The 22,414-nt window shown below is 57.9% G+C and carries 20 protein-coding genes; 10 read left to right on the plus strand and 10 right to left on the minus strand.

Annotation, left to right across the window (positions count from 1 at the left end):
• The first annotated feature begins 97 nt into the window (after window positions 1–97).
• From G5179_RS10775 to dtpB, 3 genes are all read left to right on the plus strand, one after another.
• Window positions 98–1,270: an MFS transporter gene (locus tag G5179_RS10775; RefSeq protein WP_216951873.1), complete on the plus strand. Its 1,173-nt coding sequence runs from the start codon at window positions 98–100 to the stop codon at window positions 1,268–1,270.
• A gap of 18 nt (window positions 1,271–1,288) precedes the next feature.
• On the plus strand, window positions 1,289–2,251 hold the full coding sequence (gene yidZ / locus G5179_RS10780) for an HTH-type transcriptional regulator YidZ (RefSeq protein WP_323913061.1): 963 nt from the start codon (window positions 1,289–1,291) through the stop codon (window positions 2,249–2,251).
• Window positions 2,252–2,963: 712 nt separating this feature from the next.
• Window positions 2,964–4,469 (plus strand): dipeptide/tripeptide permease DtpB, encoded by a 1,506-nt coding sequence (gene dtpB / locus G5179_RS10785; RefSeq protein ID WP_216951872.1) that lies wholly within the window; start codon window positions 2,964–2,966, stop codon window positions 4,467–4,469.
• 57 nt (window positions 4,470–4,526) lie between these two features.
• Here the strand turns inward: dtpB and ruvX are convergent, their stop codons facing one another.
• From ruvX to metK, 7 genes are all read right to left on the minus strand, one after another.
• A complete protein-coding gene (ruvX, locus tag G5179_RS10790; protein WP_005343821.1) occupies window positions 4,527–4,949 on the minus strand; it encodes a Holliday junction resolvase RuvX in 423 nt (140 codons plus the stop codon).
• 43 nt (window positions 4,950–4,992) lie between these two features.
• A complete protein-coding gene (locus G5179_RS10795; RefSeq protein WP_042010750.1) occupies window positions 4,993–5,547 on the minus strand; it encodes a YqgE/AlgH family protein in 555 nt (184 codons plus the stop codon).
• 202 nt (window positions 5,548–5,749) lie between these two features.
• Window positions 5,750–6,700 (minus strand): glutathione synthase, encoded by a 951-nt coding sequence (gene gshB / locus G5179_RS10800; protein ID WP_040066605.1) that lies wholly within the window; start codon window positions 6,698–6,700, stop codon window positions 5,750–5,752.
• A gap of 100 nt (window positions 6,701–6,800) precedes the next feature.
• Window positions 6,801–7,532 (minus strand): 16S rRNA (uracil(1498)-N(3))-methyltransferase, encoded by a 732-nt coding sequence (gene rsmE, locus G5179_RS10805; RefSeq protein WP_042055147.1) that lies wholly within the window; start codon window positions 7,530–7,532, stop codon window positions 6,801–6,803.
• Window positions 7,533–7,652: 120 nt separating this feature from the next.
• The gene (locus G5179_RS10810) at window positions 7,653–8,357 is read right to left on the minus strand and encodes an endonuclease (protein WP_421258340.1); all 705 of its coding nucleotides are present in this window, start codon (window positions 8,355–8,357) and stop codon (window positions 7,653–7,655) included.
• Window positions 8,358–8,430: 73 nt separating this feature from the next.
• A complete protein-coding gene (locus tag G5179_RS10815) occupies window positions 8,431–8,958 on the minus strand; it encodes a SprT family zinc-dependent metalloprotease (protein ID WP_421258341.1) in 528 nt (175 codons plus the stop codon).
• A gap of 68 nt (window positions 8,959–9,026) precedes the next feature.
• Entirely contained in the window at window positions 9,027–10,178 is a 1,152-nt protein-coding gene (metK, locus tag G5179_RS10820; RefSeq protein WP_005343827.1) for a methionine adenosyltransferase, read from the minus strand.
• A gap of 349 nt (window positions 10,179–10,527) precedes the next feature.
• Here metK and tkt point away from each other — a divergent pair, with 349 nt between their 5' ends.
• Window positions 10,528–12,519, plus strand: a complete 1,992-nt coding sequence (gene tkt / locus G5179_RS10825) for a transketolase (protein ID WP_005343828.1) — start codon at window positions 10,528–10,530, stop codon at window positions 12,517–12,519.
• A 229-nt stretch (window positions 12,520–12,748) separates the two neighbouring features.
• Window positions 12,749–13,708, plus strand: coding sequence for a putative phage abortive infection protein (locus G5179_RS10830; protein ID WP_421258342.1), 960 nt, complete (start codon window positions 12,749–12,751; stop codon window positions 13,706–13,708).
• 179 nt (window positions 13,709–13,887) lie between these two features.
• On the opposite strand, the gene G5179_RS10835 is transcribed toward G5179_RS10830, so the two are convergent.
• A complete protein-coding gene (locus G5179_RS10835; protein ID WP_421258343.1) occupies window positions 13,888–14,916 on the minus strand; it encodes an NAD(P)H-quinone oxidoreductase in 1,029 nt (342 codons plus the stop codon).
• Window positions 14,917–15,051: 135 nt separating this feature from the next.
• Between G5179_RS10835 and G5179_RS10840 the strand changes: the two genes are divergently transcribed.
• From G5179_RS10840 to G5179_RS10850, 3 genes are all read left to right on the plus strand, one after another.
• Window positions 15,052–15,924, plus strand: coding sequence for a LysR family transcriptional regulator (locus tag G5179_RS10840; RefSeq protein WP_421258344.1), 873 nt, complete (start codon window positions 15,052–15,054; stop codon window positions 15,922–15,924).
• A 145-nt stretch (window positions 15,925–16,069) separates the two neighbouring features.
• Window positions 16,070–16,933, plus strand: a complete 864-nt coding sequence (hchA, locus tag G5179_RS10845) for a glyoxalase III HchA (protein WP_421258345.1) — start codon at window positions 16,070–16,072, stop codon at window positions 16,931–16,933.
• The gene (locus G5179_RS10850; protein WP_421258346.1) at window positions 16,930–17,652 is read left to right on the plus strand and encodes a PA1136 family autoinducer-binding transcriptional regulator; all 723 of its coding nucleotides are present in this window, start codon (window positions 16,930–16,932) and stop codon (window positions 17,650–17,652) included. Before hchA ends, G5179_RS10850 begins: the two co-directional genes overlap by 4 nt.
• 72 nt (window positions 17,653–17,724) lie before the next feature.
• Here the strand turns inward: G5179_RS10850 and G5179_RS10855 are convergent, their stop codons facing one another.
• Window positions 17,725–18,990 (minus strand): RidA family protein, encoded by a 1,266-nt coding sequence (locus tag G5179_RS10855; RefSeq protein WP_421258347.1) that lies wholly within the window; start codon window positions 18,988–18,990, stop codon window positions 17,725–17,727.
• An 867-nt stretch (window positions 18,991–19,857) separates the two neighbouring features.
• Here G5179_RS10855 and G5179_RS10860 point away from each other — a divergent pair.
• Window positions 19,858–20,205, plus strand: coding sequence for a hypothetical protein (locus G5179_RS10860; RefSeq protein WP_421258348.1), 348 nt, complete (start codon window positions 19,858–19,860; stop codon window positions 20,203–20,205).
• Between the two features lie 54 nt (window positions 20,206–20,259).
• Here G5179_RS10860 and G5179_RS10865 read toward each other — a convergent pair whose 3' ends face one another.
• Complete coding sequence (locus G5179_RS10865; RefSeq protein ID WP_421258349.1) at window positions 20,260–20,862, minus strand: HAD family hydrolase; 603 nt, start codon at window positions 20,860–20,862, stop codon at window positions 20,260–20,262.
• A gap of 173 nt (window positions 20,863–21,035) precedes the next feature.
• Here G5179_RS10865 and G5179_RS10870 point away from each other — a divergent pair, with 173 nt between their 5' ends.
• Window positions 21,036–22,412 carry an MDR family MFS transporter gene (locus G5179_RS10870; RefSeq protein WP_184232914.1) on the plus strand — a complete coding sequence of 459 codons (1,377 nt, stop codon included), beginning with the start codon at window positions 21,036–21,038 and terminating at the stop codon, window positions 22,410–22,412.
• Window positions 22,413–22,414: the final 2 nt, after the last annotated feature.

Genomic DNA, 22,414 nt, shown 5'->3' on the forward strand with positions numbered 1-22,414 from the left:
CTGCGTTGCTAGCTTTGTCACCACCTTGGCCCCGCCATTGTTCGCCTGTCACTGTGATCTGGCAGGCATCGGCACGCCAATCTGTTATGGAGCGTTCATGCCTGTATTCCTGTTGTGCACTTTTCTGATGATCATTCTCTATCCGGTCGGGATCGATCTCTATCTGGTCGCTGTGCCCCAGATTGCCGATACCCTGCAGGCGAGCGAGGCGCAGATCCACACCGCCTTCTCTATCTATCTGTTTGGCATGGCAGCGACCGTGCTACTGGGGGGGATGATTGCCGATCGCTACGGGCGGCGCTGGGTGGTGCTCGGGGGCGCCCTGATTTTTGTCCTCGCCTCGCTGGTGGCAGGCAATGCGGAGGGGATTGGCCAGTTCTATTTCGGCCGTTTCTGGCAGGGAGTCGGGGCAGGGGCGCTCTATATCATGACCTTTACCGTGCTGCGGGATGTGCTGAGTCAGGAGCGGCTGGCGATGGCGCTCTCGATGATCAACGGGGTCATCTGCGTGATCCCGGTGCTGGCGCCGGTGCTCGGTTACCTCATCCTGTCCCATTTTGACTGGCGCGGGATCTTCGTGGCGATGGCGCTGGTGGCGGCCGCCAGCGGTCTGGTCAACCTGTTGCTGCTTAAGGAGACCCGTCCGGCCCGGCAACCGGGGAGTGACGCGGCGCTTCCCTTTGCCCTGCTGCGCTCCCCGCGCTTTATGCTGCTCTCCCTGCTGACCAGTGCCAGCGTGACCGCCATTCTGGTCTATGTCAGCGTCTCGCCGCTGATCCTGATGAAGGAGTTTGGCTTCACCACAGAGCAGTACTCCATCGTGATGATGGTGATGGCCGGCGTGAGTATGTCCACCTCCTTCCTGACGCCGCTGCTGCTGCGCTGGCTGGGCAAACAGAAGGTGCTGGCGGTGTCTCATCTCTCCTATCTGCTGGCGGCGTGCTCACTGATCGGCAGCTGGCAGACGGGGGGCGATATCCATCTGCTGCTGCCGGGGTTTGCGCTGGTCTGTGTCGGCTTCTCCTGTGGCTTCGGGGTGGCGATGGGGGAGGCGCTCGATGGTTGTCAGCATAACGTGGCCTTTGCCAGCGCGGTGCTCTGCATCATGCAGATCAGCCTCTCCGGCCTCTATATCTGGCTGCTGGGTCAACTTGGCTTTACTCCGTCCGAGATGCTGATCTGCGCCCTGCTGCTGGCATTGCTCAGTTACCTGGCTGTCAAAGGGCTGTTACCATGGCTCGCGCTTCGTGAAGCGCGGTCGCAGGGCTGATGGAAGATGAGAGGGAATATGCGCAATCTGGGTGAACTCGATTTGAACCTGCTGGTGGTCTTCAAGTACCTGATGCAGGAGCGCAGTGTGGCAGGGGCAGCCAAAAAGCTCTGTGTCACTCCGTCGGCGGTGAGCAAGTCTCTGGCCAAATTGCGGGAGTGGTTTGACGATCCCCTGTTTGTGCGGGTACGGCAGGGGTTGCAGCCCACCAACCTTTCCCTGACTCTGGAGGATGAGCTGAAGGTCTGGTTCCAGCTCACCGACAGCATCACCTCGCTCAATAGCGAGGCGATCCCCGACGGTGCCCGTTTCACGCTGGTGATGGAGTCCCCCTTCTACATCAGCTTCCTGAGCGATCTGCCCATGACCATCTACCAGAAGTACCCCAACTCGGTGGTCAGGATGCTGGGGTGGGATCACCACTCCCTCAACGACATCGTCAATGGCGATGCAGATCTCGGCTTCTGCGCCCGCGAAACCCATGGCCGCTCCCAAGCCAAGGTCAACCGCTTGCCCTACTACATCGATCACGAGGTGCTGTTCACTGATCGCCCGGTGGTTTTTCTGCGCAAGGATCACCCCTTGCTCCAGCAGAAGTGGTCGCTGGAGAATTTTTTGGCCTGCCCCCAGATCAGCATGGTGTGGGAGGCGAACGATACCTGGGCCCTCGACAGTCTGCTGGAGGACGAGGGGCTGAAGCGGGAGGTGCCCATCATGGTCTCAAGCTTCGAGCAGGCGCTGCATATTGCCTCCCAGTCGAGCCACGAACTGATTGCGGTGGCTCCTTCCTACTGCGGTGGTTATGCCAGTCGGCATCACGGCAATCTGATCGCCATGCCGCTGCCGCTCCCCGAGAAGCTCTACGCCCAGCTGGAGATCGCCTTCATCTTGCTGTGGCACAAGCGGCATAATCAGGATGCCAAGGTGATGTGGCTGCGCAACGAGATCCGGCGACTCTACAACGATGAATCGCCACGCTAATGTGGTCGTGACGGTGCCCATCGATCAGCCGGAGCCATCTGCTCCGGCTTTTTGTTGTCGTATCGCCCGGATGAGTGGGCTTTTGCACGACTTAAGTGCCGAGTTCGGGTTCAAGCTGTGTGCCATTCAACTCTCTTTATGCACAGATTGGCCTTGGTTGCACGTCTCGAGTGAAGCTCTTTTCACGAAAAAAATTCATGTGGTTTCATTAGAAAACTTCACCGATGGTCACTTTTAAAGTGTGATCGACCATTAAGTTCCTGTATTTGCAGTGATATAGCATGACTCCCCTTGGAATGGCGGGGTTAGATAGCGCCTGCGTAGGTGACTGCCAGTAGAGCGCAGCGTGAGCCAGCTCCACAGGTCGTCTGTGGCCGTGCCATGCCCCGGCTATCTGGCCACCAGCCATGAGTGACGGAGCAGAGGGGAATAAGTATCAAGGTTGATAAACTGGCTTGAGTAAAGGGATGCAGCAAAGGTAGAACCCGGAGCCAGTAACTGTACCGGGAGACGCCACTCACCATCCCCCGATAACACCTAATTGAAACCGGCTAGATGAAAAAACACCTTTCATCGAACGGGGCCCGTGCACCCGAAAATAGCCAGATTGGCAGGCTGACTGTGCTCCCCGTTATGGCAATGACGGAAGAGAAAATAGTGCGGCAGCTACCACCAGATTAATAAAAATAAATCTCAGCAAAGGCAGGTTGATATGCGTCCAGCAACAGCACCCACAGGGTTGTTACAACAGCCCAAACCCTTCTTTATGATATTTTTCGTCGAACTCTGGGAGCGCTTCGGTTATTACGGCGTGCAGGGGATATTGGCGGTTTTCTTTGTGCAGCAACTGGGGTTTTCCCAAGAGCAATCCTTTATTACCTTCGGTGCCTTCTCGGCGCTGGTATATGGTCTGATCTCGGTCGGTGGCTATGTCGGCGACCATGTACTCGGCACCAAGCGCACCATGGTGCTGGGGGCCGTGGTGCTGGTGATAGGCTACTTTATGACCGGCCTCTCTATCTACAATCCCGACCTGATTTTCTATGCGCTGGGCACCATTGCAGTCGGTAACTGCCTGTTCAAGGCCAATCCGGCAAGCCTGCTGTCAAAATGCTACCAGCCAAAAGATCCGCGGCTGGATGGGGCGTTTACCCTGTTCTATATGTCGATCAATATTGGCTCCCTTATTTCCCTCTCGCTCGCGCCGGTGATTGCCGATCACTACGGCTATACCGTGACCTATAACCTGTGCGGGGTGGGGCTGATTATTGCGCTGCTCACCTTCTTTGCCTGCCGCAATATGGTCAAGGATATTGGCTCCGAGCCGGATCACCTGCCACTGAATTACAGCAAGCTGCTGCTGGTTATATTGGGCTCGGTAGCCATGGTCTTCTTTTGCGCCTGGCTGATGCACCACGTGGTGATCGCCAACATGGTGTTGATGACGGTGACCATCGCCGTGGTGATCTTCTTCTTTCGCGAGGCATTCAGGCTTGACACAGTGGGCCGCAACAAGATGTATGTGGCCTTTGTGCTGATGCTGGAGGCGGTGCTCTTCTATGTGCTGTACGCCCAGATGCCGACGTCTCTAAACTTCTTTGCCATCAACAACATGCACCACGAGATGCTGGGCATGAGCGTCAACCCCGTCAGCTTCCAGGCGCTCAACCCCTTCTGGGTGGTGGTGGGGAGTCCGGTACTCGCGATGATTTATACCCGGATGGGCAGCAAGGGGCGGGATCTCACCATGCCGCTCAAGTTCACCCTCGGGATGTTCTTCTGCTCGCTGGGATTTCTGACGGCGGCGGCATCCGGCTGGTGGTTTGCCGATGAGCAGGGGCTGACCTCCCCCTGGTTTATGGTGCTTATCTACCTGTTCCAGAGTCTGGGAGAGCTGATGATCAGTGCGCTGGGACTGGCGATGGTCGCCGCGCTGGTGCCACAACGCCTGATGGGCTTCATTCTGGGAATGTGGTTCCTGACTCAGGCGATGGCGTCCCTGCTGGGTGGCTATGTGGCGACCTTTACCGCCGTGCCGCAAGGGATGACGGATCCGCTGCAAACCTTGCCCATTTACACCGGCGTATTTGGCAAGATCGGGATGGCGACCCTGCTGATTGCGGTGGTGATGGGGCTGATGGTGCCCTGGCTCAACCGGATGATGAATGCGAACCCGACAGAGGCCGAAGGGCTGGTCGCGGGACAATCACAGGCGTAATGAGGGGATTGTGCGAGACTAGGCAAGGGCGGCGACCCTTGCCTTGCTGTTGATGGCTTAGTTGTACTGCTCTTCCATCCAGGCTTCGACGATCAGCTGCGCCGATACCCCGTCCACACTGCCTTTTTCCAGTGCGCGATAGCCGCCTCGCTCAAACAGCCGGGCGCGGGCATCGGTGGTGGTGAGTCGTTCATCCTTGAACTCTACGGGCTTGCCGAAACGGCCATGCAGCCGGTTGCCGAATTTGCGGGCCCGTACCGTGATCTCCTGATCGGTGCCATCCATGTTCAGCGGCAGACCGACCACCAGCAGGTCCGGTTGCCACTCCTTGAGCAGCTTCTCAATCTCGTCCCAGTTGGGGATGCCGTCGTTGGCCTTGAGGGCGCGCAGAGGCTGGGCTGTGCCAGTCAGCTCCTGACCGATGGCGACGCCAATGCTCTTGGTGCCATAGTCAAAGCCCATGATGCTGCGTGATGACATAACTGATAAATCCTCGAAATAGAGAGCGGAGCGGGCCAGCCGATCAGCTGTGGCCGATATCGCTGGAGAGGTGAACCGGGTTCACCCCTATGCTGGCGGCAGCTTGCTGCCAACGTTTGTGAATGGGCGTCTTGAACACCAGAGCCGGATTGGGGGGGATCACCAGCCAGGCGCCATCCACCAGCTCCTGTTCCAGCTGCCCGGCGCTCCAGCCGGCATAGCCAAGGGCCACCAGCCAATGGGCAGGAGCCTCGCTCGTACCCAGAGTTTCCAGAATATCCTTGGAGGTGGTCACCATCATCTCATCCCCCACCTGCAGGGTGGAGTTGAAACCGGGGCGGAAGCTGTGCAGCACGAAGCCGCGATCGGCGTGAACCGGCCCACCTTGCAGTACCGGCTGCTTGAGCTCCGGGTTGTTGGGCGGATTGAGCTTGAGCTGGGTCAGCATGGTTTCCAGCGACATCTCGACCGGAATGTTGACGACCAAGCCCATGGCGCCCTCTTCGTTGTGCTCGCACAGATAGACCAGCGAGCGCTCGAAATAGGGATCCGTCAGGCTTGGCATGGCAAGCAGGAAGTGATTTTGCAGTGTTTGCATAGAGGCCAAATAGTGCAAAGGTATTTGAGGTCAATTATGGCAGTTGATCCCCATGGGAAAAACCGCTTTTTGGGCTGGGCGAGATCCCGCCCCTTTCCGGATTGTCTTGAAACAGAGAGGGTGGCGCCGGGCCACCCTCTCTGTTTCCGGGCTTGTCAGGGGCGGGTTACCCCTGAACAGGCCGGCTTAGCCTGCCTGGCGATTATTTGCCCAGCCGACGCTCGATGGCATCCATCAGCATGCCGGTGATGTGTACATCGAAGGCCGCTTCAATCTCGCGAATGCAGGTCGGGCTGGTGACGTTAATCTCGGTCAGGCGATCGCCGATGATGTCGAGACCGACGAAGATGAGGCCTTTCTCTTTCAACGTCGGGCCCACCGCGCGGGCGATGGCCCAGTCGGCTTCGCTCAGGGGACGCGCTTCACCACGGCCACCGGCCGCCAGATTGCCACGGGTCTCACCTTGCGCCGGAATGCGCGCCAAGCAGTAGGGAACCGGCTCACCGTCCACCACCAACACCCGCTTGTCGCCATCCTTGATGGCGGGCAGATAGGTCTGCGCCATACAGTACTGGCTACCGTGGGCGGTCAGGGTCTCGATAATCACACCGACGTTGGCGTCATCCTCCTTCATGCGGAAGATGGAGGCGCCGCCCATGCCGTCCAGCGGTTTGAGGATGACGTCTTTGTGCTTGGCGTGGAAGGCACGCAGCTTGTCGGCGCGGCGGGTCACCAGCGTGGTCGGGGTGTGCTCGGCAAACCAGGCGGTGTAGAGCTTCTCGTTGGCGTCGCGCAGGCTCTGCGGCTTGTTGACGATAAGGCAACCCTCATCCTCGGCCCGCTCCAGCATGTAGGTGGCGTAGATAAATTCGGTGTCGAACGGCGGATCCTTGCGCATCAGGATCACATCGAGGTTGGAGAGGGGCTGATCCACCACCTCGCCCAGCGTGTACCAGTCGGCATAGTCATATTTGACGGTGAGCGGGCGCATGGTGCCAAAGGCGCGACCGGCTTCCATGTAGAGATCCTTCATCTCCAGATAGAAGAGCTCATAGCCGCGCTTTTGCGCCTCTTCGAGCATGGCAAAGCTGGAATCTTTCTTGATGTTGATGGCCGAGATGGGGTCCATCACGATGCCGAGTTTAATGGTCATCCGCTGTTCCTTTTTAATGGCTCGATAGGGTTGTAGGGTCGATTAGCACAGCGTAATCGTCCGCTTGAGGCTGCGTCGATGCATGATGCGGCCGATAGTATCAAGCGAGATCGCCAAAGCGGCACTGCAGCGCAGTGATCGCAGTCAGGGCGGCGGTTTCGGTGCGCAGCACCCGCGGCCCCAGCAGCATCTCTTTGAAATCTTCCTGCACGGTACGGGCGATCTCGTCGCTCGACAAGCCCCCTTCCGGGCCAATCAGCAGGCGCACGCCGTGCTCGGGAACGGGCAGGGTGTTGATGCTGTACTCGGCGCGCGGGTGCAGATTGAGCTTGAGCTCTTTGGTCTCTTCCGCCAGCCAGGCGTCCAGCTCCATCGGCATGCGCACCTCTGGCACCACGTTGCGGCCGCACTGTTCGCAGGCGCTGATCACCACCTTCTGCCACTGCTCGCGCTTCTTTTCCAGCCGATCGGCCGGCAGCTTGACGCCGCAGCGTTCGGAGAAGAGCGGGGTGATGCAGGTGACGCCCAGCTCCACCGATTTCTGGATGGTGAAATCCATCTTGTCGCCACGGCTGATCACCTGACCGAGGTGGATGGCCAGCGGTGACTCCACCGATTGGGTATCGCAGCTGTCGATGGTCACTTCCACCGACTTCTTGCCGACGCTGGCGATGGTGGCGGGATATTGATTGCCATCGCCGTTGAACAGCTCGAGCTGCTGGCCCGGCTGCATGCGCAGTACCCGGCCGATATGGTTGGCGCCGTCTTCCGACAGGGCGATAGTCTGGCCAACTTGCAGGGTGGCCGGTTCATAGATACGTGGAATGCGCATGGCTGCTTGTCAGTCTCTTGCTTGGAAACCCTTTATATCCTGCGGCGAGCAAGGCTCACGCGGCAGAAGGGAAGGGTTTCATAATTAGGAGGGGCGATCCCCCTCCCTGGTCAAATGGGGTTATTGGCACTGCTTTTCAATAAAGGGATTGGTATTGCCCTGCAGCTTGCCGATGTGGCGGTTGCGCTCGCACTCCCAGCCCTCTGCCGGGTACTGGCGATCCCAGGCTTCAAACAGTTTACGCTGTTGCGCTGCCAGACGCAGCCCATACTGCTGGCTCATGTAGAGGTAGGCGCGGGCAATCTGGCCCCGTACCGGCCCCTTGGGCGGCTGCACCCGACGATCCTTGAAATCCACCAGCATCTGGCACTGGCCGTACTGATCCGGCTTGCCGTTCCAGTCGGAGAAGCGGTAGTTGGCCCGATCGCCGTTCACTTCGCCAATGGCGGGGAAGAGGTTGTGCATATCCCCCTCCATCTTGTTGAACTCGGGACTCGCTTTTTCGCAGTTCTTGCGACCGCCATCCTGCCAGCACTGCAGCTGGTGGCCAAACTCCCAGGCGGGCACCACGTGCTCCCACTCGATGCGGGCGGCGCGTTTGGGCTGCTTGCGCGGCTCATAGCCGCAGCTGGCGAGATCCGGGCTCATCTTCTTGCCCTGATAGTTGATGTCACAGCCGCAGTAGAAGGTGGTCGCGTCTGGCTGGCTGCGGTAGAGCTTGACCAGATCCTGCTTGGCTTCGCGAAAGGTCTGGGCGTGCAGAGGCGCGCTGAGCAGCGGCAAACCGGCCAGCAGGGTCAGGGCGAGGGAGGAGATGAAACGCATGGGATTCCTTGCAAACGGGATGATAGACGAACGATGGCGGGCACCCTACCACAAGAGCGCGACACCGGCTGGCTTACTGTTCTGGCTCCGGCCGTTCCCGCTCCAGCGGCTGCTTGCAGCGTCGGCAGTGATAGCGGGCTTCGCCGCGCACCACCTTGTTGTGGCGGCGTACCGACAGCTGATGCTGCTGACAGAGGCAGCGATAGGGGATGGTGCGCTGGGCCAGAACCGCCAGATCGAAGCTGTGGGTGGTTCTGGGCTCAAGGCCGAACACCTCCCGCATCACCGATTGCCACTGGCGGCCGTGGGGTAGCACCCGCGATCTGCCGCGACCTTCCCCCCACAGTGCATAGACCAGCAGATGGGCCACCTCGTGGGGCACTACCTCGGCCAGAAACGCCTGCTGGTTGGCCTGACAGAGGGCGGGATTGAAGCGCAGCTCCCAGGTTTGCAGCCGCGCCGATCCCGCCGCCCGACCGCGCATGTTGCAATGGACTTGCGGGCGGGGGAAGGTGCGGCCAAGGCGCGCTTCTGCCTGTGCAAAGCAGGCTTCTACGCGTTGTTGCAGCAGGGCGACAAGCTGGGCAGGGGTGGCAGACATCAACATCTCGTCAAATGGCGGATAAGCAAAAGGGGAGCCAGGCTCCCCTTTTATCACAACAGCGAGCCTTACAGGCCAGCGGCGGAACGCAGCAGTTCGGCCTTGTCAGTCTGCTCCCACGGGAACTCGTCGCGACCGAAGTGACCGTAGGCAGCGGTGGCCTGATAGATTGGGCGCTTCAGATCCAGCATTTCGATCAGACCATACGGGCGCAGTTCGAAGTGCTCGCGTACCAGCTTGACCAGCAGATCCTCGGCAACCTTGGCAGTACCGAAGGTCTCGACGCTGATGGAGGTCGGCTCGGCCACACCGATGGCGTAGGAGATCTGGATTTCACAGCGATCGGCCAGACCGGCGGCCACGATGTTTTTGGCAACGTAGCGGGCGGCGTAGGCAGCGGAGCGGTCAACCTTGGAAGGGTCCTTACCGGAGAAGGCGCCACCACCGTGACGAGCCATGCCGCCGTAGGTGTCGACGATGATCTTGCGACCGGTAAGACCGCAGTCACCCATCGGGCCGCCGATAACGAAACGGCCGGTCGGGTTGATGAAGTATTTGGTGTCCTTGTTGACCCACTCGGCCGGCAGCACCGGCTTGATGATCTCTTCGCGTACCGCTTCAACCAGATCCTTGTGGCTGATGGATTCAGCGTGCTGGGTAGACAGTACAACGGCATCGACACCGATGATCTTGCCTGCGTCGTCGTAGGCAAAGGTCAGCTGGCTCTTGGCATCCGGACGCAGCCACGGCAGGGTGCCGTTCTTGCGCACTTCAGCCTGACGCTTCACCAGCAGGTGAGAGTAGGTGATGGGGGCCGGCATCAGCACGTCGGTTTCGTTGGTGGCGTAGCCGAACATCAGGCCCTGGTCGCCAGCGCCCTGCTCCAGCGGATCGCTGCGGTCAACACCTTGGTTGATGTCCGGGGACTGCTTGCCGATGGCGTTCAGCACGGCGCAGGAGTCAGCGTCGAAGCCCATGTCGGAGTGGGTGTAGCCGATTTCACGCACGGTATCACGCACGATCTCTTCGATATCAACCCAGGCAGAGGTGGTTACTTCGCCGGCCACCATGACCATACCGGTCTTGACCAGGGTCTCGCAGGCGACACGGGCCTTGGTATCTTGCTTGAGGATGGCGTCCAGTACCGCATCGGAGATCTGGTCCGCAATCTTGTCTGGATGGCCTTCGGAGACCGACTCGGAAGTAAACAGCTTTGCCATGATATGAATCTCAGCTTGTCTGGGTTATCGCCACAGCAATAACCGGGTGAATGGGATGGTGTAGAGGTATCTACATCTGGACGTCTATATTAATTAGCGCCCCCCGCGATTGCCAGCACTATTTTGTCGCACAGTGTCCAATGGGTCACAAGCGGTGATCTCCTATCCCGAAAGGGATGGGGATCAAACGTTTTTCTCTGGTTGCTTTGGTCAATAGAGGGCAAGAAAAGCGATTGTCCTCCCAAAGCCACTTTATTCATCCAGATAATATTTGCACGCCGCGCGCCCTGCTGGGACAATAACGCGCCTTAATCTTGGCCATCAAATGAAGCAATCGCAGGAGATTCAGATGCCTTCTCGTAAAGAGCTTGCCAATGCCATTCGTGCATTGAGTATGGATGCCGTTCAAAAAGCCAACTCCGGTCACCCGGGCGCCCCCATGGGAATGGCGGATATCGCCGAAGTGCTGTGGCGTAGCCACCTCAGACATAACCCGAACAACCCCAAGTGGGCCGACCGCGACCGTTTCATTCTCTCCAACGGCCACGGCTCCATGCTGCTGTACTCCCTGCTGCACCTCTCCGGTTATGACCTCTCCATCGACGATCTGAAAAACTTCCGCCAACTGCACTCTCGCACCCCGGGTCACCCGGAGTACGGCTATGCACCGGGCGTTGAAACCACCACTGGCCCGCTGGGTCAGGGCATCACCAACGCCGTTGGTATGGCGATCGCCGAGAAAGCCATGGCTGAGCAGTTCAACCAGCCGGGCCACGACATCGTTGACCACTACACCTACGCCTTTATGGGCGACGGCTGCCTGATGGAAGGTATCTCCCACGAAGCGTGCTCCCTGGCAGGTACCCTGCAACTGGGCAAACTGATCGCGTTCTGGGATGACAACGGTATCTCCATCGACGGTCACGTAGAAGGTTGGTTCACCGACGACACCGTCAAGCGTTTCGAAGCCTACGGCTGGCACGTTATCCCGGCTGTTGACGGTCACAGCCCGGAAGCCATCAATGCCGCCATCGAAGCCGCCAAGGCCGAGACCGGCAAGCCGACCCTGATCTGCTGCCGCACCATCATCGGTTACGGTTCCCCGAACAAATCCGGTTCTCACGACTGCCACGGCTCACCGCTGGGCAACGACGAGATCGCCGCGGCTCGTGCCTTCCTGAAGTGGGACCACGCCCCGTTCGTTATCCCGGCCGATATCGCTGCCGAGTGGAACGCTCAGGAGAAGGGTGCCAAGCTGGAAGCCGACTGGGCTGCCAAGTTCGCTGCCTATGAAGCCGCTCACCCGACTCTGGCTGCCGAATTCAAGCGCCGTACAGCTGGCGAACTACCGGCCAACTGGGCTGCCGAATCCGCCAAGATCATCGAAACCCTGCAAGCCAACCCGGCCAAGATTGCGACCCGTAAAGCGTCCCAGAACTCTCTGGAAGCCTTCGGCAAGCTGCTGCCGGAGTTCATGGGCGGCTCTGCCGACCTGGCTCCATCCAACCTGACCATGTGGTCCGGCTCCAAGTCCCTGACCAACGACGATGCCTCCGGCAACTACATCCACTACGGTGTACGCGAGTTCGGCATGTCCGCCATCATGAACGGTATCGCCCTGCACGGTGGTTTCATCCCCTACGGCGCTACCTTCCTGATGTTCATGGAGTACGCCCGCAACGCCCTGCGCATGGCCGCCCTGATGAAGCAGCGCGCCATCTTCGTTTACACCCACGACTCCATCGGTCTGGGTGAAGATGGCCCGACTCACCAGCCGGTTGAGCAGATCGCCTCCCTGCGTCTGACTCCGAACATGAGCACCTGGCGTCCGTGTGACCAGGTTGAATCTGCCATCGCCTGGAAACACGCCATCGAGCGTACCGACGGCCCGACCTCTCTGATCTTCTCTCGTCAGAACCTGGCCCAGATGGACCGTACTGCCCAGCAGCTGGCTGATACCGCCAAGGGTGGCTACGTGCTGAAGGATTGCGCCGGTACTCCGGAGCTGATCCTGATCGCCACCGGTTCCGAAGTGGAACTGGCCGTTGCCGCCTATGAGCAGCTGACAGCCAAGGGCCGTGCCGTGCGCGTGGTCTCTCTGCCGTCTACCGACGTGTTCGATGCTCAATCTGCCGAGTACAAAGAGTCCGTTCTGCCGTCCTCCGTCACCAAGCGTGTGGCCATCGAAGCCGGCATCGCCGACTACTGGTACAAGTACGTGGGCTTTGGCGGCAAGATCATCGGTATGACCACCTTCGGTGAGTCCGCACCGGCCGAGCTGCTGTTCAAGGAATTCGGCTTTACCGTGGAAAACGTGGTTGCGACCGCTGAATCCCTGTAATTCCTGAAGATTGGGCCAGCTTGACCCAATAGCTGGAAAATAAACGCCCTCCATCGCAAGATGGGGGGCGTTTTTTATGGAGTTCAAGGAAGATTTCAGTTAATTATGGATATATATAAACTATTTTTTAAATACTTTTCGAGCCATGAAAACACCCAAGCAACACTATTGTCATTATGGAGGCCCAGTAGTAACATTTGACAATTCATTCTAACGAGTACGCTTGAATATGAATAGTTACGAAAAGCCATTTTATATATCATTATTAATAATTTTTTTAATTTTTGCTCTCTATGGTGCGGCATTACTTTGGATTGTGTGGCCAATTTCTGAACTTTCAATTACTAAAGCTGGAACATTTGGGGATAGCTTTGGAGTATTAACTTCATTTTTTACTGGTATTGCATTCTCTGGAATATTAGCGACTCTCTTTATGCAAAGAGAAGATCTTAAATTAACGAGAGAAGAGCTGATTGAAACAAGAAAAGAAATGTTTTCACAGAGTCAGACTTTTGCAAGGCAGAGATTTGAAGATTCTTTTTATCAGTTACTAAAATTATATAAAGAAAATCTTAAAGATTTATCTATCAGAACCCAAGAGCAATCAACTCGGCTTTGTGGTGTCGAGGCATTGCGATTCTTAATCTTAAAGTTTGATAAATTGTGGGCTTCACAAGGATATCGTTCCCTTCCAAGTGAAGAGAATGCTCTACTTGCCTATAAATATGAACTAATTCGGTCTATTAAGTCTGTTTTTATTAAGCAAAGTCGATATATCGGTACTTTCTATAGTATCCTTACCCTTATAGATGAGGAGTGTAAGGCTCCACTAATTAAAGAAACTTACTGGAGAATTTTAGCATCGCAGCTAACAGCGTATGAGGTAAAATATTTATTTTATCAGGCAGTTGTATATGGTGACAATAAACATGTTAAAAATCTACTTATCGAGTCCATGGTTTTTCAAGAGTTGATCCTTAGCCAAGGATTTACTAAGCCTAATTTAACTATATTTGAAGAGATTTTAGAAGTTAAAATAAATGCAGTTGCCAGTAAAGATAAAATCCCAATGTCTAAAAAGCAAATAAAAATAGCTAGGAAATTTATATCTGCACGCAATGCAAAGTTAAAAGCGAAGAGCAATCAAGAAAAATCACCACAGCCTGTAGGTTCGATTAGCGAAGCGTAATCGGACGTTCGCGTCATTTATTTCGATGTCATAAAAATAATATTCCTCCCTTTTACCTAAAAAGAGACCGGCATATAGCCGGTCTCTTTTTTATTTCTGCAACCCTTACGCCTGCTGCGGGGTACTTTCCGCGTTGGATATCACCGCATCCACCTCGGCCTACTCCACTATGGGCCTTATCAATCTGACGACAAGGGGGCCATGGTTAACACCAGCTTGCCGATATGACGGCCTGAATCCAGCAAATGGTGGGCGGCGGCGGCCTCATGCAGCGGGAAGGTCTGGTAAACCTGCGGTTTGACCTCACCGCGTTCGATAAATGGCCAGACATGAGTTTGCAGCTGGGCAATCAGCTCGGCTTTTTCCTGCGGAGTACGCGAGCGCAGGGTGGAGCCGATATGGGTCAGCCGCTTTTGCAGCATGGGAAACAGATCCAGATTGGGGGCGGCGCCCGCAATAATGCCGATCTGGACTATGCGACCATTGATGGCGGCCGCCGCATAGTTGCGCGCGACATACTCTCCGCCAATGATATCGAGAATGATGTCGGCGCCATGGCCATCGGTGGCTGCATGCACGGCCTCGACAAAATCCTCCTCCTTGTAGAGCACGGCCACATCCGCGCCCAGCTTGATGCTGGCGGCCTGCTGCTCGGGTGAGCCGACCGTGGTGATGATTTTGGCGGCGCCAAATGCCTTGGCCAGCATGGTGGCGGTCGTGCCGATGCCGGAGGCACCGCCATGGATCAAGATAATGTCCCCTTTTTTGAACTGACCCCGTTCAAACATATTTGACCAGACCGTCATAAAGGTTTCCGGCAGCGCCGCCGCTTCAACAAAGCTCAATCCGGGCGGCAGGGGCAGGACATTGCTCTGGTGGGCGACGCTGTATTCGGCATAGCCGCCACCCGAAATCAGCGCGGCGACCTTGTCGCCAACCTTGAGATGCTCCACCTGCTCCCCCTTGGCGACCACGATCCCGGCGACCTCCAGCCCGGGAATATCCGATGCCCCTGCCGGAGGCGGGTAGAGCCCTTTGCGCTGCATCACATCCGGCCCATTGATGCCGGTCGCATAGTGCCGGATCAAGACCTCATCGGGCTTGGGCTCTGGTGTGGCGCGGGTGGTCAGTTGCAAGACATCGGGGCCACCGGGTTGGGTAATTTCTACCGCGCTCATGGTGGCGGGAATGGAATAGGCGTTAGGCATCAGCGGCTCCTTGTAACGAGGTGATATGAGGTTCCCCGAGTGGGATGAGCACCAAGATAATGGAGATTGCTGATGAATAAACGCAGTATTATTCCTCACCTGTAATGCAAAAATGCATTCCAACCGGGAGTCGTGATGAACTGGGATGATGCGAAAATTTTTCTGGCGTTGCATCGGGAAGGGAGCCTGAGGGGCGCCGCCCGTGTGGTCGGGGTCGATCAGGCCACCATTGGCAGGCGGATTGCCGCACTGGAGCATCGTCTGGCGGCCACGTTGTTTCTCCGCACATCCAAAGGATATGTGCTGACTCATGTCGGAGAGATAGTGCTGGCCAGCGCCCAGCAGATGGAGCTGGCGGCCATTGATTTTGTGCGGGCAGCGCAAGGGGTCGACAACCGCCTGGTCGGGGAGGTCAGTGTAGCGACCACAGACACCCTGGGGATGGATTTTCTGATACCGGCCCTGACCGAGCTGCATCAGCGTTATCCCGATATCAGGGTCATCCTCAATACCTCGACCCTGGTGGTCAATCTGTCCCTGCGGGAAGCGGATATCGCGATCCGGACGGTGAAGCCGGACAATCCCGACCTGATTATTCGCAAGCTGGCCTCCTGGCCGGTCGGGTTGTATGCCTCCGCCGACTATCTGGCTAGCCATGGCATACCCGAAGCGGGCACCGGTTTTACGGGCCATTCGCTGGTGGTGTATGAGCCCCACTGGCAGAGCGCGCGATCCCCCATGATGCTCGAAGAGGCGGCCGAGGGGGCCACGGTCGCCGCGGGGGTCAATACCAGCCTGATGCTGCGTCAGGCCCTGCTGATGGGGCTGGGGCTTGGCGAGGTGGCGGTTCCGCTTGCCGAGCAAGCCGGGTTGGTGCGGGTCTGGCCCGAGCGGCAATTAGAGCAATCCTACGATGTGTGGCTGGTGACCCATCAGGATGTGCAGCATGCCGCGCGGGTCAGGGCGGTCATGGATGCCATCGTCAGGGCATTTGCCGCGATGCCCTAAGTCTGGCGGGGATTCTGTTCAGGTTTTGTCGCAGCGTGGTCACACCTCTTGCCATAGTCATGGCGGTTGAGGGAAAACCCTCATTTACTTGGTCTCTGACAGTCAATACTGTGAGACCGAGTCCACCACTACTGGAGCCTGAGCCATGACCGATATGCTTGTTGACGATAAACAACCGACCCCGGATCCGGCAGAGCAGAATGCCTTCTTTCCGTCGCCCTACTCCCTGAGCCAGTTCACCTCGCGCAAATCTGACCTTGCCGGGGCTGACTATCCCGCTCCCTATCGGGAGGGGCGCTGGAAGATCCTGCTGATCGGTGCCGATGAGCGTTATCTGCCCACCGACAACGGCACCCTGTTTTCCACCGGTAACCATCCGGTCGAAACCCTGCTACCCATGTATCACCTCGACAAGGCGGGCTTTGCCTTTGACGTGGCCACCCTTTCCGGCAATCCGGTCAAGTTCGAGTGGTGGGCCATGCCCGGCGAAGATGAAGAGGTGTTGGGGCTCTATGCCAAATATCAGGCGCAGTTCCGCCAACCGGCCAAGCTGGCCGACCTGCTGAAGCAGGCGCTGGCCGCTGACTCGGACTATATCGGCGTCTTTATTCCCGGCGGCCACGGCGCCCTGATGGGGTTGCCGCAGAGTGCCGAGGTGAAAGCGTTGCTGGAGTGGGCGATGGCCAACGATCGCTTCATCATCTCCCTCTGTCACGGGCCTGCTGCGCTGCTGGCGGTGGCCAATCCAGAGACCTTCGCGGGCTACAAGATCTGCGCCTTCCCCGATGAGCTGGATGCCCAGACCCCGGCAATTGGCTATATGCCTGGCCACCTCACCTGGAAGTTTGGCGAGAGGCTCAAAGAGATTGGCTTCGAGATCGTCAACAACGGCATCTCGGGAGAGGTGTGCCGGGATCGCAATCTGCTGACCGGTGACAGCCCGCTGGCGGGCAATAACCTCGGCAAGCTGGCAGCTACCACCTTGCTGGAGGCGGTTGCCAAGCGATGAGGTTGTCGTCGTCGCCAGCGAATGCGCTGCAGGTCGCGGTGGCGCTGGAAGGGTGTCAGCGGCTGGAGGAGATCCAGCAGCTGGTGCGCGCTTTTGCCACCCCGCTGGGGTATCACCGCTTTGCGCTCTTCTCCATCAGTGCCAGCGAAGAGGGGGTGGTCGAGCACCTCTACTGGCTGGAGGGGGAGTGGCTGGAGAGCGGCGAGGCGGTCGACCTGCATGCCTATATGCGCGAGTGCCCGATGGCGATGCATATCAGAGAGCGAGACCAGCCCTTCTTCTGGAGCAAAACGGTTGGCGCCGTTGGCGAGCAGTACCGTATCGTTCGCCAGCCTGAGGGGCCGGGCCGACATGGCTTGCAGGTACCCGTCTATGGGCCGTTGGGACTGGAAGGGGCGATGAGTTTTGGCGGCGATCAGATCGATGCCAGTGCCCACACTCGGGTTGGCCTTGCGCTGATCGCGGTGGCGGCTTTTCATGCAGCTCGTCGCCTGATGGAGGTGCCGGTAGCGGGCCACGAGCGTGGCCTCACTGGGCGCGAGCGCGAAGTGCTGGAGTGGGTCTCCCGGGGTTGGCGCCATGCCGATATCGCCACCACCCTGAAGCTTTCGGTGCGCACGGTCGAGAACCATCTGCGCAGTGCTCGCCGTCGACTGGGGGTGGCCACTACCGCAGAGGCGGTCAGAGTGGCGATCAGGAACCGCGATATTGAGGGCTGAGGGGCTACCCCTTTGTCTGGCATGTAAAAAGAGACCGGCATATAGCCGGTCTCTTTTTTATTTCCGCAACCTTTACGCCTGTGGCGGGGTGCTTTCGGCGTTGGACATCACTGCATCGATTTGTACCAGAGCACCGGCGGGAAGTTCACTTACCCCGATTACGGTGCGGGCAGGCAGGTAGCCCGGGAAGTATTTGGTGTAGACGGCGTTGACCGCATCCAGATCCGCGATATTGCCGAGCTGGATATTCACCTTGACGATATCGTCCATCACATGGCCGATGCTCTCCACAATCGCTTTGATATTGCTCAGGCACTGGGCGGTCTGCTCCTTGATGCAGCCAGCCAGGATCTTGCCGGTGGCGGGGTCTATCGGCAGCTGCGCAGAGAGATGGTTGTAGTGGGAGAAGGCGACGGTCTGGCAATGGAGCGGGCTGCGCGGTGCCTTGTCGGTATTGCGGGCGCGGATCACCAGATTGTGTCTGTCTTCCACCAGTTGTGGCGGGGTGCCGTCACCGTGGGAGATGACCGCATCCATCTGCACCCGTGCCCCCATGGGCAGGGCGGCGGCACTGATCACCGAGCGGGCAGGCAGATAGGCCACGGCGCGGGCAATGGCGGAGTCGGGGAAGAAGGTGGTGTAGACCTCGTTGACGGCCTCCAGGTCGGCCAGATCGGTCAGATAGACGGTGACCTTGACGATATCGTCAAACGACACGTCGATACTCTCCAGCACCGCCTTGATATTGCGCAGGCACTGGCCCGCCTGCTCCTTGATGCCACCGGCAACCAGCTGGCCCGAGGCGGCATCGACCGGCAGCTGGGCGCCGATATTGTTGTAGTGGGAGAAGGCCACGGTATGAGTGGAGAGCGGATTGTGCGGCGCCTTGTCACTGTTGCGGGCCAGTTTAATCAGCGGGCAAGGATCTTGCGGGAAGGTACCTTCGCCGTTGGAGATGATGGCATCGATCTGCACCAGCGCGCCCAGCGGCAGGGCGGCGACGGCGAGGGTGGTGCGGGTCGGCAGATAGCCCGGGAAGAATTCGCGATAGACGGCGTTGACCGCCTCAAGATCCGCCATCTCTTTCAGGAAGATGGTCGCTTTGACCATATCGTCCATCACATGGCCGATGCTCTCGATGATTGCCTTGAGGTTGCTCAGGCACTGTCTGGCCTGCGCGGTGACATCGCCACTCACCATCTTGCCGGTGGCGGGATCGACCGGCAGCTGGGCGGAGATATTGTTGTAATGAGAAAACGCCACCGTTTGGGTGCTGGGGCCCAGATCCTGGGGTGCATGGGGGGTATTTCTTGCTGACTTGATGATGGTGCCACTCATAGATATGCCTCTTTTTAATATTTGTTGTTCATTCAGGTACAGGTTTACCCCATCTTGTTGTGCGCCACGGCCACTGCGCCAGCGACGGCATCCCCGGTTATTATTTGTGATCCACTCAATTACTGAGAGGAATAAGGGAGGAGAGGACAGGGTAGATATTTCAGACGCTGCGATTCTATGAGTGGCTATCAGGGGTTGCAAACCGCTGATTGCATTTTTATGAGATGGCTCAATGGGTGCAAATTTAATGTGATTGCTATTCAATTCATGCTGAATAGTCACCTGTTTGTCCGCCAATGGCCATGCATCGAGCAATAGTCCAGTCCGGGCGGGGGTTGGGGCAGATACCTTGGCAGTGAAGGAGTGTAAAGAAAGGGTTAATGCGATGCATCAAGCTGCCATCAAACGATTTTATTGTGCATAGATATGTACTTTATGTTTTTTTAGTCATCTATCTTGCCGCGCAAAAATATGCTAGCAGAGATTACTGTAACAGTAGTTAAAGATGTGGCTGGAATATAATTCAAATATTTGCATGGGGGATGCTTGTTAATTATCGGTAGGCTGACGGTTGGCCCAGATTCGGAGCGTTTTTATCTTTTTATATATCTGGTGAAATATGCGTGACCAGCGCAGTAGTCCCATATCGAGGTGACCAGGGTTGGCAATATATCGGCTGACCAGGTGCGGCATGGTCAAGGCATCAAACAAGAGGATGACCTTGGCTCGACGCAGCGCTGTAGATCGGACTCTCTGCGCCGGTTGTAGTCTACAGCCTGCCAGGGATGAAAGGGTCGCGGGCGAGGCCAGCTGCCGTGGCATGGTTGTCTGCGGGATTGTTAACAAAAATGTGAACGAGATCACCGGATGGACAAGGGTTTAAGGCTGGAAATGGAGCAGAAAGGAGTAGAATGGCACTTTATTTTTGAGGGTCATTCGATGCCCAACTATCACTTTTTCACGCTGGGCCAGGCGCTTACCTATCTCGATGCCAATGCCCCGCGCTATAGCGATGAGCGTCGTCAACTGGTTGAGCAGGGATTTGCCGCCATGGCGGCCCCCATCTGTGCAGATACGCCGGCTGAAGCACTGGCGTTGCTGCGCCAGCATCAGGCATGGGAGGAGGAAGCCATGGTCGATGCACTCTCCTTGACAGTTGCCACCGGGCCGACGCTCGTCTCCTGTTTGCAGGAGAACCCTTTATCCGCGAGTTGAACAGCATCATGGCACCATCGAGGTGGCGCCATGTTGCCGCTGTCCGCTTGCGATCTACCTCTGGTGCAGTTCGCCTTCCATTACCAGTAGAGTATCCATCCCTGCCGCCTTGCCAGCCTCAAGCCCGATCCGGGTATCTTCAAACACCAGACAGTTGGCCGGATTAGCGCCGAGCAGCTCGGCCACCTGCAAAAAGGTGTCGGGGTGCGGTTTGTGGTTGGTGACATCATCGGCACTGACCACCACAGAGATATAGGCGTCGAGTCCGGTGCTTTTGAGGATGGCCTCCGCCTGATTGCGCGGTGAGCCGGTGCCAATCCCCATCTTGACCTTGCCGTGATAGTGCCTGACCAGCTCCCACATCTTGGGAAAGACGCTGACCTTGTCGATATGGGCCATGTAGAGGGCAATCTTGCGACGGGTAAAAGCCTCGACATCCACCGTCAGCCCCTGCTGCTCGGCCAGCATGGCGATGATCTTGCGGGTGGGAATGCCGCCGTACTGATAGAGCTGATCCCGCTCGAAGGGGATGCCGAATTCGGCGCAGGTGAGCTCCCAGGCATCCAGATGAAGGGGCATGGAATCTACCAAAGTGCCATCCATATCGAAAATCAGGGCATCGTAGTGATCAAACCCGTACTGCTCACGCTCGCTCATGGGGGCTCCTCGAATCAAATAGAGCAGGCTAGCAGAAACGGTCGGCGTTTTGTGGGATCGGCCTCATGGTTGGGCAGATTGTGGCCGCCGTTTTTTCTATCTCTTGCTGATTTGTGAGACAATAATCCGTTCATTGCCGGATACTTTGGCATATCAGATCTGCGAGTCCGCTTATGACCTCGAAAATATCCCCCAAAACCATCTTCTCCAGTGTGGCGCTGGTGATCGCGCTCGGTTCACTGGAAAAGAGCATAGTCACCACCCCGCTGCCCATGATTGGCGCCGAGCTGCATGCCGGTGCCGCCCTCACCTGGGTGGTCACCGCCTATCTGCTGGCGGCCACCGCCGTGCTGCCCCTCTACGGCAAGCTGAGCGATCTCTTTGGCCGGGTGCGGATGCTCAATATCGGCATCGGCCTGTTTCTGGCGGGCTCGGTGGCCTGCGCCCTCTCCCAGGATCTGCAGACCCTGCTGGCAGCGCGGGTGCTGCAAGGGCTGGGGGGCGGCGGTCTGATTGCCCTCGCGTTTACCGTGATTGCCGACACCATTCCGCCGCGGGAGGTGGGCAAATATCAGGGCTACATTTCGGCGGTCTATGCGGTCTCCAGTATCGCTGGCCCCTTGCTCGGCGGCTACTTCACCGAGCAGCTCAGCTGGCGCTGGATCTTCTGGATCAATCTGCCGCTCGGGGCGCTGGCAGTCTTTCTCATCAACCGCAACCTCAAGCAGCTCAACGTGCGTCGCCACAGTCGCTTCGACTGGAAGGGGGCGGGTCTGCTGATTACCGTCACCACGCTCACCCTGTTGCTGCTCTCGCCGGAAGCGGCGCTGCCCGCCGTCTGGCTTTCGGCGGCGCTGGGCGTTGCATTGCTGCTGCTGATTCTGATTGAACGGCGCGCCCACGACCCCATATTGCCCGCCCATCTGGCCCGGTTGCCCGGCTATCTGGTGAGTGTGCTGCTGGTGATGCTCTCCCAGTTGCTGATGTTTGCCGTGCTGGTCTATCTGCCGTTGCAGATGCAGTGGCAGAAGGGGATGAGCGCCAGCGAGAGCGGCGCCATCATGGTTATCTTCATGATTTGCATCACTGCCGGCGCCTTTGTCGGAGGCAAGCTGATTGGCCGTACCGGCCACTACAAGAGCTTTGTCGCGGTGGGCTTTGGCCTCGCGGCGGTGGCGCTCTGGCAGATCCACTTCGACGCCTGGGTCAGACTGGCGCTCGGGTTTGCCGGTATTGGTCTCGGTCTGGTGCTGCCCGCCCTCTCGGTAGTAGTGCAAAATGCCCTGCCACGGCAGGATCGCGGCATCGGCATGTCGCTGTTCAACTTCGGGCGGGAGCTCGGCGGTGCCGTCGGCGTGGCCATCTGCTCCATGCTGTTCCACTTCCGCCTGCCAGCCGGCAGCGATGGCGATCTGAGCCGGCTCGCCCCCGATCTGCTGGCCCCGGGCTTCAGCGCGACCTATATCGGCATGGCACTGATCGCCACGCTGGCGCTGCTCATCACATTGCTGGCGTTGAAGCGCCACGAGCTGGCATCCATCAGCGCCTGATC

This window comes from Aeromonas sp. 600886 (genome assembly GCF_049174935.1).
GTDB classification, from domain to species: Bacteria; Pseudomonadota; Gammaproteobacteria; order Enterobacterales; family Aeromonadaceae; genus Aeromonas; species Aeromonas veronii_A.